Here is an 18,317-nt window from a genome sequence, read left to right as displayed (position 1 = left end):
TTCCGTTTCTAGATCTTGACATAAATACCTTTTTTGTATAAAATATGCACAATACTCCAACAAAATATAATATATAACAAAGCGTATGCCAACGAGCCGGGATAATTTCCCAGCACCGGAGCCAGCACCTTTTCGTAAATAAAAGTGCTTGCTCCTGTAGCGCCCAATACAATCCCCATTATTTCCGCAAACACATAGATAAACAAAGGGTTCACTCCGAACGACCGGAAAAAAGTGCACCATCCCTGATAGCCTTTCATATCAATGATCCAGATAAGCAAAGCCAAAAAGCTGGATGCCAGCCCGCAAGTTGTGATGACAAAAGTAGGCGACCACACTTTCTTATTGATGGGACAGCCGTAACTTAACAAAAAGCCGGCAAATGTGAGTATAGTGCCCACCAAAAACAACCGCTGTATCTTCTCGCCATTATCTTTAGCAGAAAGCAATAACTTTCCACAATAAAACCCTACCATGACATGACACACCGCAGGAACCGTACTCAACAGTCCTTCCGGGTCAAACGCCATTCCTCCCTCATGATACATGTGGGATGTACCCAATGCCCATGCATCAAAACGGGCCACAATATTGGTTTCCGACAGGTTGAAGCCGTCTCCCGCAGCCAATAAAAGAAAATAAGCGGCCAAAGTCACCAAAATGATAACGGGAAAATATTTATGCCTCACCGTTATAGCAACCAGACTGGTCACGCCGTATCCTATAGCAAGCCGCTGCATGACTCCCAAATAGCGCCATTCCTCAAAATTCAGATGATGTGCAAAAACCGACTTGGCCAAAAGATTCAGAAACAGACCGATACAAAAAATAACGACTGTACGTTTCACAATCTTCCGTAACGTAGCATGGGAATAAGTAAAATTATATTTCCGCAAAGAGATATAAGTGGATATTCCCATAATGAACATAAAAAAAGGGAAAACAAGATCGGTGGGGGTCAATCCGTTAAAGGCGGCATGCTCCAGAGGAGTATATACATAACCCCATGAACCGGGGTTATTCACAAGAATCATGCCTGCAATAGTGATGCCTCTCAAAATGTCAAGAGCAAGCAATCGTTTGGGGGTATTTGCTGTCATGTGTGTTAGATTAATAAATTGGTTAACTCGGACAAAGATAGTATTCTATCAGCAATAAAGAAATAAATCTGTGAAAAATATTTTGATATTCTAAACATATTAATCTCCCCGGAAAACATGTTTATTCCGTTTTTATTGCTATTTTTGTCCGCAAAGAATTTCTATACCCCCTTTATTTAAAAACTTAACACAAATTTATTATGAAGGAAAAGAGTCTGCTAGTATTTTTCGTTGGGTTATTAATGTATGGATGCCAAATGAAAGAAGTAATCAATGAGTACAATGTAGTCCCACTGCCTGTGACCATGAATGAACAGCAGGGACGTTTTTATCTGAACAGCGATGTCCCTATCGTTGTCAACGCCTCACAAGAAGTGAAAAACATCGCCTCCGGTCTGTCAACCATCCTTCTGGATATAGCCGGTCTCAAACTGAAACCGGCCGATGAGTTACATGAAAACGTACCCACCATTGTTTTTGACAGCATCCCGGGCATGGAGAATGAAGCCTATAAGTTATCGGTCACCCCTCAACTGATAAAGATTAGTGCATCAGCGCCTAACGGATTTTATTATGGGTTACAGACCCTGTACCAACTGCTGCCGGCCGATATCTATAATAAGGATAGAGCACGTAATGCCGACTGGAGCGTACCTTGTGTCGAAATAGAAGATGCCCCTGCATTCCGCTATCGCGGAGCCATGCTGGATGTATGCCGTCATTTCGCATCCGTAGATTATGTCAAAAAATTCATAGATGTACTGGCCGCACATAAGATGAACACCTTCCACTGGCATCTTACCGATGATCAAGGCTGGAGAATTGAAATCAAAAAATACCCCAAACTGACTGAAACCGGCTCTCAGCGTTCAGAAACCATGGTGGATTATTTCTATACCCACTATCCGTTCAAATATGACGGCAAGCCCCACGGAGGCTTTTACACGCAGGAGGAAATAAAAGAAGTCATCGCATACGCTCAAAGCAAGTATATCACTGTCATTCCGGAGATAGAGTTGCCGGGGCATGCCCTGGCCGCCATCGCCTCCTACCCGGAACTGTCCTGTACTCCGGACAGCACCTACGAAGTATGCAAGCTGTGGGGGGTGTTCGACCAGGTATTTTGCCCCACCGACACATTCTTCCAGTTTATAGAGGGAGTCATGGACGAAGTGGTGGAATTATTCCCAAGCTCCTATATACATATAGGTGGTGATGAATGTCCTAAAACAGCCTGGGAACAATGTGGACATTGCCAGAAACTGATACGCAAGCTGGGATTGAAAAATGACATCACCCCCAATCCCGTAGACGGAAGAAAACATACGAAAGAAGAGAAGTTACAAAGTTATATCGTAAGCCGTGTGGAAAAGTATCTGAACAGCAAAGGACGTAACATCATCGGTTGGGACGAAATACTGGAAGGAGGGCTCGCCCCCAACGCCACAGTGATGTCATGGCGTGGCGTGGAAGGAGGAATAACCGCAGCCAAGGCCGGACATGACGCCATCATGACTCCTAATCCTTACGCTTACCTTGACCATTACCAGGAAGAGCCGGAAATAGCTCCTGTCACTATCGGCGGATACAATACACTGAAAAAGACATACAGCTATAATCCCGTACCGACTGATGCAGACAGCCAGGTAAAACAGCACATCATCGGTGTACAAGCCAACTGCTGGGCAGAATATATGCCAACCGAGACTAACCGTGATTATCAAATCTTCCCGCGCCTGATCGCCATAGCCGAAACCGGATGGACTCCGATGAAGGAAAAGAATTTCGCTTCATTCTGCAACCGCATGGTTGAAGATTTCAAACGTCTGGAAGCAATGGGTGTAAAACCCTGTCTCAATTTCTTTGATGTAAACATCAATACCCGCGCCACCCGAGAAGGTGTACTGAATGTGGAACTGGAAACATTCTGTCCGGAAGCACAAATCTATTATACAACCAATGGTGAGGAACCGTCCGTACATGCCAGCTTGTACAGTCATCCATTCCCATTGGACGGCACATACGACTTGAAAGCCGCCGCCTTCGTCAACGGCGAACCCATCGGCAAAGTTACTCATAAACAGCTTTACAAGAATTTAATCAGTGGAAAGAAATATGAAATCACGCCTGAACCCAAAGGAATGAAAGGGGATATTTTAGGAGAAAATGACGTATTGGGCGCTGACACGGTGACTTTAGGACTGACCAACGGGAAACGTGGAAATAATGCCTCATCCACTCCGTGGGTAGGTATCCGCCCGGACAATAACGACAAAGTGACCTTTATAGTAAACTTTGAAAAAACTGCCATCCATAAAATCAGATTCGGTACACTGTATAACGCAGCAGGTGGAATATTGCCGGTGAGCAAAGCCGTAGTCTATGTTTGTGTACCGGATGGCAAATTTGAACAAGTAGCCGAAAAGAAGTTTACATATAATATAAAAGAAAATACGTTCAAAGGATTTGATGAAGAAATAGAATTCCCCGCACAAGAAGCTGTCAAAGTGAAGATAGAATTTACAAGCGGAGGCAAAATCCGTAATGGAATAGATTGCTATAGTCCGCACGACAAGAGCGAGGTGCCCAGTATGATAGCTTTGGACGAGATAGAAATCTATTAATCATCTATACTCGTTTTATATCAAAGAGCATTGAATTCCATTGTTATCCGGTTCAAAACCTTGTTTTCTATCTCCTGATTGAAAACTTAGCCGGATGACAATGGAATTTCATTTTAAACAGCACAACGAATAAAACAGGAAAAATGGTATAAGAATCTGTAATCCGGGTACTATGCCATTTCTTGCAATTCCATACTTTTGTACATAGAATTAAAAGATTTGAAAAGATAAACACTATGAACAAAATCATTTTACTTTTAACATTCAGTATTTTAACAACAACCAGTATGGCGCAAGAAAAAATCAAACAGACAGCAGGACGCGACCAATTGGGAACATTCGCTCCTAAATTCGCGGAACTTAATGACGACATTCTTTTTGGAGAAGTATGGAGCCGCACCGATCAACTCGGTCTTCGTGACCGCAGTTTGGTTACAATCACCTCACTCATCAGTCAAGGGATAACGGACAGCTCGCTCACATTCCATCTCCAATCAGCCAAGAACAACGGCATTACGCGTACGGAAATTGCAGAGATCATCACCCACATCGGCTTCTATGCAGGATGGCCGAAAGCATGGGCAGCATTCCGCCTTGCCAAAGAAGTATGGAACGAAGAAACCTCCGGTAAAGATGAGAAAGCCAGATTCCAACGCGAAATGATTTTTCCTGTCGGAGAACCCAACACCGCTTATGCAGCATATTTCACCGGCAACAGTTACCTCGCCCCCATCTCACGTGAACAGGTGAACATATCCAATGTCACCTTTGAACCACGCTGTCGCAACAACTGGCATATCCACCACGCAACTCAAGGTGGCGGGCAAATGCTTATTGGCGTCGCCGGTCGTGGCTGGTACCAAGAGGAAGGAAAAGCTGCTGTAGCGATCCTTCCCGGCACAGTGATCCATATTCCTGCCAACGTAAAACATTGGCACGGTGCAGCAGCCGACAGTTGGTTCGCACACCTCGCATTCGAACTTTCCGGAGAAAACACATCCAATGAATGGCTGGCACCCGTAACCGACGAAGAATACGACAAAATCCAAATGCTGCCTTGAATGATCTGAAAAAATAATTTATATCGGTGCAGGCTTTATATGCGGACGGCACGACTCTTTTATCAAGGCACACGTGTTATTTTCAAATAAATTATGTAATTTTGCCGACTGTTTATAACAACCCTTTAAATTATGAGAAAATATTTATTTTTATTCACATTTTTACTACTGTCGGCAAACAACTTTGCTCAAGACAAAGATTTCAATTACAAGTTCTACGGACAAGTCCGCACCGATCTTTATTACAATAGTCGTGCCAATGAAGAAACTGTTGACGGGCTCTTCTATATGTATCCCAAAGACAAAGTATACGACTCTGCTGGTAAAGACCTGAATGCGACAGCGAATGGAAGCTTTTACACTTTATACACCCGTTTGGGAGTAGATGTGCAAGGGCCCAGGCTGGGTAGAGCAAAGACTTCCGCAAAAGTAGAAATGGACTTCCGCGGATCGGGAACAACCTTCTCCACTGTACGTCTGCGCCATGCCTATTTGAACCTTGATTGGGGAGAAACAGCTTTACTGCTGGGACAAACGTGGCATCCGCTGTACGGTGATGTCGCCCCACAAATTCTGAATCTGAATATGGGAGCTCCCTTCCAGCCATTCAGCCGTGCCCCGCAAATACGCTTCCGCTACAAGACCGGTGATGTACAGCTGACAGGCGCGGCTATCTGGCAATCCCAATACCTGTCCCAAGGTCCTGACGGAAAAAGCCAGAAATACATAAAAGGAAGTTGTACACCCGAAATCTATATCGGTGCGGATTACAAAAGAAGCAACTGGTTAGTGGGAGCAGGCATTGAAATGATCTCATTAAAACCGCGCACCCAGTCGGTGGTAGAAGACAAAGTCTATAAAGTGGACGAACGTGTCACTTCTCTGTCTTACGAAATTCACATGAAATATACTTCCCCTCTATGGTATGTGGCAGCAAAAAGCATCTTGGGATCTAACCTTACCCAAGTATCCATGCTGGGCGGATACGGTATAAAATCCATTGATGCACGTACGGGTGAGCAAGAGTACTCCCCCAACCGCAATTCCAGTTCATGGCTGAACATTGCATACGGCAAAAAATGGAAACCGGCTGTCTTTTTAGGTTATATGAAAAATTTAGGGACGAGTGACGAAGTAAGTAAAATGTATGGTACAGGAACCAACGTGGACCAATTGGTAAGCACCAGCGCTGAACTTACTTACAATGTACCTCACTGGAAACTAGGAGTTGAGTATAATCTTACTTCCGCATGGTATGGTTCCATGAAAAGTTCTAACGGGAAAATCACCGATACTCATTCTGTCTCAAACAACAGACTGGTAGCAACAGCATTATTCATGTTCTAAAAAACAAAAAATAAGGAATAAAAAGAAGAGGGTGTCATAGTGCCCAAACAGAAAGTTTCACCCCTGCGACAAATAGCTGTAGCAGGGGTGATTTCTTCAAAGAGAGAGTTTTAACACCTCTTGGTATAAATATAGAAGAGCTTCCGTATCCTTCATTTCGACGAGACGGTTGGCAAAATCACGAATCGCATTGATGGGGCAATTTCCACTTCCCGGAGTTTTGCAAAACTCTATGGGAGGAATAGTTAGAAGCGATAGGACATTTTTATGAATTTCCACAAGAAACACACTAAAAGTTTCGTTCAATGAATTCTTTCCCGCAACTATATGCTTTATTGTACCAAACATTTGCATATAATGAAGTATATAGTTGCTATTCAATCTTTCATCTCATTTTTTCTCTTTTTCCACAACTGATAACTATTGAAGAGATTCTGCCACACCACATAGCTACCGGGCCCGACAGACGACAAAGGATTAAGATACGTAACCGCCATCCAAATAGCCAACACTGTATTTTTCTGTCCCAATGCCTGCCCCGCACTTATACGGTCATTGTATACACTGCCTATTCTTTTACCAAAATAAAATTGCAAACAACAAGTAACCAGACCGGCAAAAGCAATCAACATCTCCACCGTTACATCAGCCGTGCTGTTAACCAATGAACGAGTGGTCTGCCCCATTACAATGGTCAATGCTACCGCCCATAAGTAAAAAGCCAAAGTATGATATTCCAGTAAAAAATTATGAATTCGGGGAATATAATAACGAAATAATAAAGCGATGAAAAACGGTGCAAGCAACAAAGGGAAAACCTTACTTAAAATCTTAAGAAAAGCAATGCCAAAAGTGACCTCCGCATGCGGCTCAACCAATGGAAAGACCAAAGGTACCGCTATTGCAGCCAAAATATTTGAAAGCAATGTATAGGTAGTCAGACTGGAAGCACTTCCACCCAGTTTTCCCGTAATCACCGCCGCTGCCGTGGCAGTAGGACAAATCAAACAAACCATAGCCGCCTCAAATATCTCCTTATAAGATTCGTCCATCGGACAAAATATCAACAACAGCGCAATGATGCCACAAGAAACGGCTTGAATAGCCAACAACCAGCCATGCCATGCTCCAGGAACTAATTCCTTTGGCTCTATTTTACAAAATGTAAGCAATAATTGGGCAAAAATAAGGGCAGGAGTTAAAAAAGAAACCAACCTGTTCATAAATGGCTTTGCCGGCTCCAGAAAAGTGAAGTTGGCAAAAACAAAATAGCCGATAACCCCTGCAAGCATAGCCAGAGGTAACGTCCAATTCTTCATAAACTTAAGCAAATCCATCTTTTCACTATTTATTTTGGAGTGCAAAATAAAAGAATTTAGTCCAAACACTCGTCTATTTTTCGGGTTTTGTGGCATGTTTCGAATAAAAAGCGCAAAACTTAAAGACAAAAGCCGAGTTTTCACTAAAAATCGCTACATTTGCACCTTAATTAATATGAAAACCGATAGACTTAAAATAATATTCCTGTTGTGTAGCCTGTGGCTGGTCCTCCCCTGTTTCTGCCTGGCGGCAAAGGGAAAGGATTTTGTAGTCGTCATTGATCCCGGTCATGGCGGACATGATCCTGGTGCCGTCGGCAGACGTGGAAAAGAAAAGAATATCAATCTGAATGTAGCACTGAAGGTAGGCCGGTTAATCCAAAACAACTGTAATGATGTAAAGGTGATATATACCCGGAAGACAGATGTCTTTATCCCTTTAGACCGTCGTGCACAAATAGCCAATAATGCCAAGGCGGATTTATTCATCTCCATACACACCAATTCTGTAGCCCGTGGAAGAACTGTACGGGGAACAGAAACTTATACATTAGGACTCCACCGTACTGAAGAGAATCTGGAAGTTGCCAAAAAGGAAAACTCGGTTATCCTAATAGAGGATAATTACAAGCAACGTTACGCGGGATTCAATCCGAACTCTTCTGAAAGCTATATTATTTTTGAGTTTGTACAAGACAAAAATATGGAGAAGAGTGTAAAATTAGCCACTCTTATCCAAAAACAATTCAAGAGCACAGCCAAGCGGATAGACAAAGGGGTACATCAAGCCGGATTTCTAGTTCTACGTGCCACTTCCATGCCCAGCGTTTTGGTGGAATTAGGCTATATCTCGACACCGGATGAAGAACAATATCTGCTATCCGATGCCGGAACGACAACCTTGTCCAACAGTATTTATAAAGCGTTCCTCAACTACAAACGTGAACATGACGCCCCCGCCAGTCGCAGCAGAGTACAAGAACAAGACTTGCCGGAACCGGAAAACAAACCGGAAGAATCAACGGCAGAAGAACAAACAGCGGAGCCTGACACTGCAACGGAATCTGACAAAGTTGCCAGAAATCCTCTGCCCGCCACGCGGAAAACAGCGACAGACATCCAAGCCCGGACATCTGCCAAGCCTGTATTCAAAATACAGATTCTGGTATCAAACAAAGTATTACCCAAAGGAAGCAAGCAGTTGAAAGGTGTATCACCTGTCAGCTATTATCGCGAAAAAGGACTTTATAAATATACTTACGGAGAAAGTACCGACTATAATAAAATCCTACGTATGAAACGTAATATTACTCCTAAGTTTAAGGACGCTTTCATTATCGCTTTCAAAAATGGAGAGAAGATGAATGTAAACGAAGCCATCAAAGAATTTAAAAAGAATAGATAATATATAAAAGGTATAATTGAAATGACAAAAGAGGTAAAAATAGGATTAATAGGCATTACCGCATTGGCTATGCTGATCTTTGGTATAAACTACCTGAAAGGAATAAATATGTTCCAATCTGCCAACTACTATTATGTAGAATATACAAATATAAACGGATTAGCCGGATCAAGCCCCGTCTTTGCCAATGGTTACAAAGTGGGCACGGTGAGAAGCATCAATTACAACTATGCCAAACCGGGACATGTCACAGTAGAAGTGGAAGTGGACAAGGAAATGCGTATTCCCAAAGGAAGTGCAGGAGAATTAGTTACAGAAATGCTGGGGACGGTGAAAATGAACCTACTCCTTAACTTTCATTCTACAGAATACTATCAACCGGGTGACACACTGCCCGGTAAGACCAATGCCGGACTTATGGGAGCCGCAGAAGAAAAGTTAGTCCCTCAAATAGAGCAGATGTTGCCTAAAATGGACTCTATCCTGCACTCATTAAACAAAATATTGGCTGACCCTGCATTGGGTGCAACTCTACACAATGCAGAAAAACTGACGGCCAATCTGGACGTGGCAACACGCCAATTAAATATATTAATGCAAAAGGATTTTCCGCAACTCACAGGGAAACTAAACACAATTGCCGATAATTTCCTTGTTATCAGTGACAACTTGAAAGGGATTGATTATGCTTCAACCTTCAATAAGGTGGATTCTACTTTATATAATGTACAAATGCTGACAGAAAAGCTTAACCGCAAGGATAACAGCATCGGATTGCTATTCAATGATCCTGCCCTCTACCAAAATCTGAGTGCGACGACAGCAAATGCCGCAACATTATTGGAGGATTTGAAAGCGCATCCTAAACGTTATGTACACTTCTCCTTGTTTGGCAAGAAAGACAAGTAACAAATTTATCAATTTAAAAAGATTCTAAATAAGTCCACAAAACCATTTTCTTACCATTTTTCAGTAAATGACTGCAAATAGGGCAGAAATGCTATGTAGACTTATTTCATTTAAAATAAATAAAAGCTTATTTTAAATGATAGTCAACTAGAAATCAGTCAATTATCAAATAAAAAAGATGTTTCAGAATCCTTTAGATAAGGGTTTTTATAAGTTACTGAAACTAAAGAGATTACTCTTTAAAAATAAAAAGCAAGAAAAAAGCGATTTGTTTTTTCAGAAATTCATTTCGAAATTTGCACTGTAGAAGTTTCGCTTTTTATAATAAATGTTTCATATGATTGAAAACGATCACGTCGTTTTATGGGGGCGCTGTCTGAACATTATCAGAGACAACGTACCGGAAACGACCTTTAAAACGTGGTTTGAGCCCATCGTACCGCTTAAATACGAGGACAAGGCACTGACAATTGGTGTCCCCAGCCCTTTCTTCTATGAATTTTTAGAAGAAAAGTTTGTGGACTTGCTGCGCGCCGCCCTATATAAAGAAATTGGGGAAGGAACGCAGCTCATGTATTGTATCTTGACCGATAAAACGAATCATATAACTGTTAACATGGAGGGGAGCAAACGCTCGTCAGCACTACCCGCACAAACAGTTATACGAGATGGCAACAAGGCGCCCAATCCCATGCAGGCACCGGCTCCTCAAGATTTGGATCCACATTTGAATCCAAATTATAACTTTGAGAATTTCATAAAAGGGAACAGCAATGAGTTCTCACGGACGGTAGGAGAAACTGTAGCTAAAAATCCGGCAAAAACATTCAACCCATTGTTTTTGTATGGACCATCCGGTGTGGGCAAAACCCACCTGACCAACGCTATCGGTACCCGCATCAAGGAATTATATCCTGAAAAAAGAGTATTATACGTATCAGCACATCTGTTTCAAGTGCAATATACCGACTCTGTACGCACCAATCATTTCAACGATTTCATCAGCTTTTATCAAACCATAGATGTTTTGATTATTGATGATATTCAGGAATTCGCCGGAGTAACCAAAACCCAGAACACGTTCTTCCACATCTTCAACCATCTGCACCAGAACGGCAAGCAGCTTATCCTGACTTCCGACCGCGCACCGGTAATGCTACAAGGTATGGAAGAACGTCTTCTGACCCGTTTCAAATGGGGCTTAGTGGCTGAATTGGAAAAACCGGATGTAGAATTAAGAAAGAATATCCTACGTAACAAAATACGTCGCGACGGCTTGAATATACCGGAAACTGTAATCAATTATATTGCTGAAAACGTAAATGAAAGTGTTCGTGAATTAGAAGGTATCATCAATTCGCTATTGGCCCAGTCCATTATCTTCAAGCGTGATGTCGATTTGGATCTGGCAGAAAGGATTGTACGAAAAGCGGTACGCTGCTGCGAAAAGAGCAAACCTGTCACAGTGGAAGATATCATACAGAAAGTATGCAGCCATTACGAGATAGAAGAATCTGCCATCCATACCAAAACCAGAAAAAGAGAAGTAGTGCAAGTACGCCAGGTGGCTATGTATCTGGCAAAGAAGCATACAGAATCCTCTTCTTCCAAGATTGGTCAATTAATAGGCAATAAAGACCACGCGACCGTATTACACGCTTGTAAAATAGTAAAGGACCAAGTGGAGGTTGACAAAGCATTTAAAGCGAACATTGAGGAAATTGAAGCTTCCCTCAAAAGAAAATAAAACCACAGAGGTGTGCAGAGAGTTCTTTATTTCTCTCTGCACACCTCTGCATTTTTAAAGATTTAAAGCCCTCGGCAACTTATTTTTCAAACCCCTGCTTTTTCAAGGTTTCTTTTAACGTTGCAGACATATACTCATTATCCGACTTCTTGTATCTGACCTCAGTAAACACTTGAGCCAATGTTTCCTTGTCGTTTTCTTTAATAAACCGATGATTTTCCGGAAGTGATTCTTTATATCTATAGATACGATCAATATCCTCTTTTGTATAATCATGATATATTTCTTCATGCAAAATACCTTCTATGGGAAGACGATCGACTTGTGGAGGATATTCATCCGGATATCCTACCGTAATAGTAGCTACCGGCATGACCAATTCCGGCAGCTGGAGAATGTCAATGATTTGATCAGGATTATAAATCGTGGTTCCCAAATAACAAATACCTAACCCATGCTCCTCTGCCAATGTACAAAAGTTCTGGGTCACAAGCAATGTATCCGTAACAGCATTCAGAAAAGAAATGGGATTGTCATAACCTGGTTCCGCCTTACGTTCTCTGCACCATTTGCTAAAACGGTTGAAATCCGCGCAAAAAGTCAGTACAACCGGAGCACCAGTTACCATCGGCTGATTAAAATGAGCAGGTGCCAATCTCTCTTTCATCTGCTTATCGCGGGTTACAATCACACTATACAACTGCATATTCCCCATCGTAGAAGCACGGAATGCTTTTTCAAGCAAATCATTTAACAAAGAAACAGGAATATCTTCTTGCTTATATTTACGGATTGTCCGTCTATTCTTTATTGTTTCCATATATATTTTTCTTGCAAAGATAAAAAAAGAAAAGAGTAATAATGCTTTTTCCGCAAAATAATATATGCCGAGGATTGAATCTTTTCAGCTATTTAATTCTCCATCCTCCTCTTCCAAATTTTCAAAACAGAAAACTTTCACAAACAAGTAAACATATATACATTTTGATAATCAACGAATTAACAAAATATTTTGGACAACTTTCAAATTGTTGAAAACTTATTCGCTTTTTATTTTGTTAATTGGAAAAACATATATAGCTTTGCCGAAACTTTTGTTATAATGAGTTGCGGCTTCTACACTAAAACAACTTATTGATATTATAGTAAATCTAAAAATAAAAGTGGAAAGACAAACGTACACCTACGACGAAGCCTTTGAAGCATCTTTACAATACTTCAAAGGTGATGAACTTGCTGCAAGGGTTTGGGTAAACAAATATGCAGTAAAAGATTCTTTCGGGAACATTTTCGAAAAGTCTCCCGAAGACATGCATTGGCGCATTGCAAATGAAGTAGCCCGTATTGAAGCTAAATATAAGAACGGGTTAAGCGCACAACAACTTTACGAGCTATTGGATCACTTTAAGTACATTGTTCCACAAGGCAGCCCCATGACAGGTATCGGAAACGACTTTCAAGTGGCCTCTTTATCGAACTGCTTTGTTATCGGAATTGACGGAGCCGCTGATTCATACGGAGCTATTATCCGCATTGACGAAGAACAAGTACAATTAATGAAACGTCGTGGTGGTGTAGGACATGACTTGTCTCATATACGTCCTAAAGGCTCCCCGGTCAAGAACTCAGCACTGACCTCGACCGGACTGGTTCCTTTCATGGAACGTTATTCCAATTCCACACGCGAAGTGGCACAAGACGGACGTCGTGGTGCATTAATGTTAAGCGTATCCATCAAGCATCCGGACTCGGAAGCTTTTATTGACGCCAAAATGACCGAAGGCAAAGTAACCGGTGCCAATGTATCCGTAAAACTAGATGATGCCTTCATGCAGGCAGCTGTTAATGGCACCCCTTACACACAACAATATCCGGTAGATTCAGACCAACCTGTTTTCACCAAAAATATTGACGCTTCTGCTTTATGGAAGAAGATTGTCCATAACGCATGGAAATCAGCCGAACCCGGTGTGTTATTCTGGGATACCATCATCCGTGAATCCGTACCTGACTGTTATGCCGATTTAGGATATCGTACAGTTTCCACCAACCCATGTGGTGAAATCCCCTTGTGCCCCTACGATTCCTGTCGCTTATTAGCTATCAACTTATACTCATACGTGGTAAATCCTTATACAAAGGATGCTTACTTTGACTTCGACCTGTTCAAAAAGCATGTAGCATTGGCCCAGCGCATTATGGACGACATCATTGATCTGGAATTGGAAAAAATCGAGAAGATCATGTCTAAAATCGATTCCGATCCTGAAAGCGGGGAAGTAAAAGAAGCGGAGAAACATTTATGGGAAAAAATTTATAAGAAGAGCGGACAAGGCAGACGTACCGGTGTAGGTATCACAGCAGAAGGTGACATGCTTGCCGCTATGGGATTACGTTACGGAACGGAAGAAGCAACGGAATTCTCCGAACAAGTACATAAAACGATCGCACTGGAGGCCTATCGCTCGTCTGTCAACATGGCGAAAGAACGTGGAGCCTTCGCTATCTATGACAGTGAACGGGAAATAAATAATCCGTTCATCAACCGCCTGAAAGATGCTGATCCCGAACTGTATGAGGAGATGAAAAAGTACGGACGACGTAATATCGCCTGCCTGACCATCGCCCCCACCGGAACTACCAGCCTGATGACTCAGACCACTTCCGGCATAGAACCGGTATTTATGCCGGTATATAAACGTAGAAGAAAAGTCAATCCGAATGATCCTCAGACCCATGTGGATTTTGTAGATGAAACAGGAGATGCATTTGAGGAATATATTGTATTCCACCATAAATTTATGGAATGGATGACAATAAACGGTTACGATCCCACCAAACGTTATACGCAAGAAGAAATTGATGACCTGGTAGAAAAGTCACCTTATTATAAAGCTACATCAAATGATGTAGACTGGCTGATGAAGGTAAAAATGCAAGGACGTATCCAGAAATGGGTTGACCATTCCATCAGCGTAACGATCAATCTGCCCAATGACGTAGACGAAGCCTTGGTGAACCGCTTGTACGTAGAAGCGTGGCGTTCAGGATGTAAAGGATGTACTGTTTATCGTGACGGTTCCCGCTCCGGAGTCTTGCTTTCGACCAAGAAGGACAAGAAAGACAAAAAAGAAGAACTTCCTCCCTGCAAACCACCTACGGTAGTGGAAGTGCGTCCCAAAGTATTGGAAGCAGAAGTAGTACGTTTTCAAAACAATAAAGAAAAATGGGTCGCATTTGTCGGCTTGCTGGATGGACATCCATACGAGATCTTTACCGGTCTGCAGGATGACGAAGAAGGTATCTCATTGCCTAAATCTGTCACCACCGGACGTATCATCAAAAATATTGATGAAGAAGGCAACAAACGATATGACTTCCAGTTTGAAAACAAACGCGGATACAAGACAACTATCGAAGGTTTGTCCGAAAAGTTCAACAAAGAATATTGGAACTATGCAAAATTAATTTCAGGTGTACTTCGCTGGAGGATGCCTATCGATCGTGTTATCAAACTGGTAGATTCCTTGCAACTTGACAGTGAAAACATCAACACATGGAAAAACGGTGTAGAACGCGCACTGAAAAAATATGTAACAGATGGCACCAGTGCCGAAGGACAAAAATGCCCTAACTGTGGCAACGAGACACTTGTATATCAAGAAGGATGCCTGATCTGCAAGACTTGCGGCACATCGAGATGTGGATAATGGTTTATTATATAATGTAACAGCACAAAAGTAAAAGCCTCTTCGTGATTCTCGTGAAGGGGCTTTTTAATATATAAACCCGGCCGATACTCCTTTTCAGTTTTCTATCTACTCCCTGCAATGCGGTGAAACCGTTCCACAATACGCTTTCCCAAATCCATACGCGTGCTATCCACTTTATGAATGGCAACAGGAGTCACTTCATCCTTATATTTAGCCTTGCCCACACGTATTTTCATCTTATCCGGATTACCGGAAATATTCACTCCGGCCTTAAATGGCAATGGTGACTTCAAAATAGATATATGATATTTAAAATTCATATCCAAGCCTTGCTCTCCTCCTATGGCGGCTTTATAACGGTCTATAGACACTTGGAAAGGATAAACAAGAACACTACCGTCATTGACCACCACATTAACCGAAATACTATCAAACACATTTTTCTTTTTATTCTTGAACATCAACATCTTTGAAATTTCGGCAAAAGTCTCACCGTCCATCAACACCAGGCTATCCCCTTTGATATGCATGGCCGAACGCAAAGTTGGAATACGAATATTCATATTTGAATCCAGACGTGCCTCTGCAGCCACATCAAACCGGACCCTTCCTTTAAAAGACTTCAACATAGGTACAATGGTATCCATCGAAGGTATAAAATCTACCAGCTTAGCTATATTTATATCCTTGATTTTAAAGTCAAAACCTGTATATCCTCCTCTCACAGAATCTGCGCGATATACCATAACCGCCTTCATATCAGCGTCCAATGCACGCATCTCCAAATTCCTTAAATATAATGTGCGGTTTTTCAAATCCACCTTTCCACGTACATCGTCAAATTCCACCTTCTCAAACATCACTTTCTTTAAATCCGTCTGTAATTCAAAATCCAAATGATCCGGTAACATAAACAGTTTCATTTCTGTTGAAGACACTGTATCTGCCAGTGCTACAGATACTGAATCTTCAGGTAAAGAGAATGAATTGATCAATTGATTACAATCAATCATATTGGAAGAAACAGCCAAATGCGCCTTTAAGGTTTCATTTTTAGTCATCGCACGATATAATCCCGTCACCTCTCCGGTAGCAACCATGTCTGAATGCCCTATTTTCAAAGAAGCATTTTTTAATGTTATTTTCGGACCATCTATTGTTACAGCCGTCTTGCGTATCCGCAAAGGTAAACCAAATTCAGGAGTACGCACCAGCAAACGATCAAAGCCGACAATTCCACGAGGTATCCATAATGAATCATTTTTCTTTTCCAATTTCGCCTTAATGCCTGCCACACCCAATGCCAGTTTCGTTTCGTTGGCATTAAAGAAAAGAGAGTCCGTACGCATGGAAAGACTAATCACCGGCATTGCCGGATTTTGTTCCTCCGGAGCTAGTTTGCCTGTTCCAGCAGTCTTACCACTATATATTTTGATCGAATCCCCCACATTCGCACGCAATTTATTCATTTCCAATTCACATTGCAAAGTGACAATCTTTGTAGTATCCTGAGGATTAGTCGAAACAACCTTTGCCTTCATCCGGTCTATCTCTGAAGAAATTCTCTTACTTTTCAATATTATTTCCCTGATTTCCAGTTCAGCCTGCAAAGTCTCACTGTCACTGAATTTTAAATCGGCATCACCCAAAAAATTAAAATCTTTCGCAGTGTCTTTCAACTCAAAATCCTTTAAAGCCAATCTGCCCGCTAATTTAATACGCCCGAGATCCTGCTTTTTCAAAGAAGAGAGACGGCATTTCAAATTCAAGCCGGCATCCAATTTGCCACGAATAGTCACACTTTCCTGCAAAGGAAAGGTTTTAGCTAAAGCATCCAGATCAACAGCAGATTCAGTATGAAGCGTTATCAGTGGATCTATCAATAAATCCTCTACTTTTGCATCTGCCAAGATCTCTGTATCCGCTCCTTCAAAATGAAGAATTTTCAAGTTCAAAAAAGAAGGATTCCGATGCATCAAATCAATATATGATTCAAAATCAGCCGTAAAACTATCAATTCCATAAGGAAGTCCTTCATATCGGGCGGATGCGTCATTTATCTTTATATTCAATGATACCGCCGGAAGCTGTTTGTTCCCATAATTACCTTTCAATGTTCCATAGACTTTAACCTCCCCTTTTGCCGAAACTTGTCCGCGTTTCACATAAGCCTCGGGAATCATATTCATAACAGTCTCCATGGAAGGTGCATGTAATCCATACTTCAAATCCACGCCTACCCTTTTTGCCACCGTATCACGTTTTAATTCACCGTTAACATCCAGCCGGATACCATTTATAGTCAACGCTGTATTTTTCAAGGCCCACAATGACGTAACCCTGTCCACCTCAATATCAGTCTGCAAAGAAGCGGCTACTTTATTAATCAATAATTCACCTTGCTGCCAGAAAAGAAAATTTTTATTTTCAAATTCCACCCCCAAAGAAGAAACTCCTTTTGTCAGCACCAGCCTTAGACGCAAATCAGCATCATCGATACGTGAATAAATCTCTGTATTACGATCGTCAAAAATCAAATTGGCATGTTCTAATTCAATCTGGCGGATATTTATCTCACTATCAAACTTATTTTGTGAAACAGTATCTTTTTCCACAGCCAATGTATCCGAAGAAGTTTTCACTATCTCCCAATTCGCCTCACCGGTTTTATCCCGGTAAGCATAAACAGCAACATTCTTCAAAGACAGATTATGGACACTAATCTTATTTTTCAAAAAATAATCCAAAAGATTCACTGTCAACACACATTCCTTAAAGGTCAATAAAGAATCTGTCTTTTGCGGAAGACTATCATTCAACACCTTGGAAACCAAAAAACCTTCGTCAACTTTCAACCCAAATTGAGGAAAGGTAGAAAAGAAAGTCAACTCCACACTTTCTATCTTCAAATCAGCATCCAGCGAACGATTAGCAACATTCAATACTATCGGAGTTAATTTCTCCGGTGTAAATACACAGTTAATCACAAAAGCCACTACCACAAATAAAGTAAACAGCAAGGCTCCTACCGCAATGGCACTTATTTTTATTAATTTACGAATCCTTTTTTTCATACGATGCAAAAGTAATGA

General features: G+C 41.5%; 11 protein-coding genes. 7 read left to right on the top strand and 4 right to left on the bottom strand.

The genetic code is table 11. From position 1 onward, the window contains the following. Nucleotides 1–8: 8 nt before the first annotated feature. Nucleotides 9–1,100, bottom strand: a complete 1,092-nt coding sequence (locus tag ACYQ0C_RS06515; protein WP_016276961.1) for an acyltransferase family protein — start codon at nt 1,098–1,100, stop codon at nt 9–11. Nucleotides 1,101–1,300: 200 nt separating this feature from the next. Between ACYQ0C_RS06515 and ACYQ0C_RS06510 the strand changes: the two genes are divergently transcribed. The 3 genes from ACYQ0C_RS06510 to ACYQ0C_RS06500 all read left to right on the top strand — a co-directional run bounded on the left by ACYQ0C_RS06510 (nt 1,301) and on the right by ACYQ0C_RS06500 (nt 6,132). Continuing rightward, nucleotides 1,301–3,724 (top strand): beta-N-acetylhexosaminidase, encoded by a 2,424-nt coding sequence (locus tag ACYQ0C_RS06510; protein ID WP_016276962.1) that lies wholly within the window; start codon nt 1,301–1,303, stop codon nt 3,722–3,724. Nucleotides 3,725–3,960: 236 nt separating this feature from the next. After that, the gene (locus tag ACYQ0C_RS06505; RefSeq protein ID WP_081642412.1) at nt 3,961–4,785 is read left to right on the top strand and encodes a carboxymuconolactone decarboxylase family protein; all 825 of its coding nucleotides are present in this window, start codon (nt 3,961–3,963) and stop codon (nt 4,783–4,785) included. A gap of 132 nt (nt 4,786–4,917) precedes the next feature. Continuing rightward, nucleotides 4,918–6,132 carry a hypothetical protein gene (locus ACYQ0C_RS06500; protein ID WP_016276964.1) on the top strand — a complete coding sequence of 405 codons (1,215 nt, stop codon included), beginning with the start codon at nt 4,918–4,920 and terminating at the stop codon, nt 6,130–6,132. 377 nt (nt 6,133–6,509) lie between these two features. Here the strand turns inward: ACYQ0C_RS06500 and ACYQ0C_RS06495 are convergent, their stop codons facing one another. After that, nucleotides 6,510–7,469, bottom strand: coding sequence for a BASS family bile acid:Na+ symporter (locus tag ACYQ0C_RS06495; RefSeq protein WP_016276966.1), 960 nt, complete (start codon nt 7,467–7,469; stop codon nt 6,510–6,512). 157 nt (nt 7,470–7,626) lie between these two features. Here ACYQ0C_RS06495 and ACYQ0C_RS06490 point away from each other — a divergent pair, with 157 nt between their 5' ends. The 3 genes from ACYQ0C_RS06490 (at nt 7,627) to dnaA (ending at nt 11,512) form a co-directional block, all read left to right on the top strand. Then, complete coding sequence (locus tag ACYQ0C_RS06490) at nt 7,627–8,856, top strand: N-acetylmuramoyl-L-alanine amidase family protein (RefSeq protein ID WP_016276967.1); 1,230 nt, start codon at nt 7,627–7,629, stop codon at nt 8,854–8,856. Between the two features lie 21 nt (nt 8,857–8,877). Then, nucleotides 8,878–9,765, top strand: coding sequence for an MlaD family protein (locus ACYQ0C_RS06485; protein ID WP_016276968.1), 888 nt, complete (start codon nt 8,878–8,880; stop codon nt 9,763–9,765). A 337-nt stretch (nt 9,766–10,102) separates the two neighbouring features. Then, nucleotides 10,103–11,512, top strand: a complete 1,410-nt coding sequence (dnaA, locus tag ACYQ0C_RS06480; RefSeq protein ID WP_016276970.1) for a chromosomal replication initiator protein DnaA — start codon at nt 10,103–10,105, stop codon at nt 11,510–11,512. Between the two features lie 79 nt (nt 11,513–11,591). On the opposite strand, the gene ACYQ0C_RS06475 is transcribed toward dnaA, so the two are convergent. Further along, nucleotides 11,592–12,332: an NADPH-dependent oxidoreductase gene (locus ACYQ0C_RS06475; RefSeq protein ID WP_016276971.1), complete on the bottom strand. Its 741-nt coding sequence runs from the start codon at nt 12,330–12,332 to the stop codon at nt 11,592–11,594. Between the two features lie 343 nt (nt 12,333–12,675). Between ACYQ0C_RS06475 and ACYQ0C_RS06470 the strand changes: the two genes are divergently transcribed. Further along, the gene (locus ACYQ0C_RS06470) at nt 12,676–15,222 is read left to right on the top strand and encodes an adenosylcobalamin-dependent ribonucleoside-diphosphate reductase (RefSeq protein WP_016276972.1); all 2,547 of its coding nucleotides are present in this window, start codon (nt 12,676–12,678) and stop codon (nt 15,220–15,222) included. A 104-nt stretch (nt 15,223–15,326) separates the two neighbouring features. On the opposite strand, the gene ACYQ0C_RS06465 is transcribed toward ACYQ0C_RS06470, so the two are convergent. Next, on the bottom strand, nt 15,327–18,299 hold the full coding sequence (locus ACYQ0C_RS06465; protein WP_016276973.1) for an AsmA family protein: 2,973 nt from the start codon (nt 18,297–18,299) through the stop codon (nt 15,327–15,329). Between the last annotated feature and the right edge of the window lie 18 nt (nt 18,300–18,317).

This window comes from Phocaeicola sartorii JCM 17136 = DSM 21941, assembly GCF_054653615.1.
This window is presented reverse-complemented; position numbering and strand designations above follow the sequence as displayed.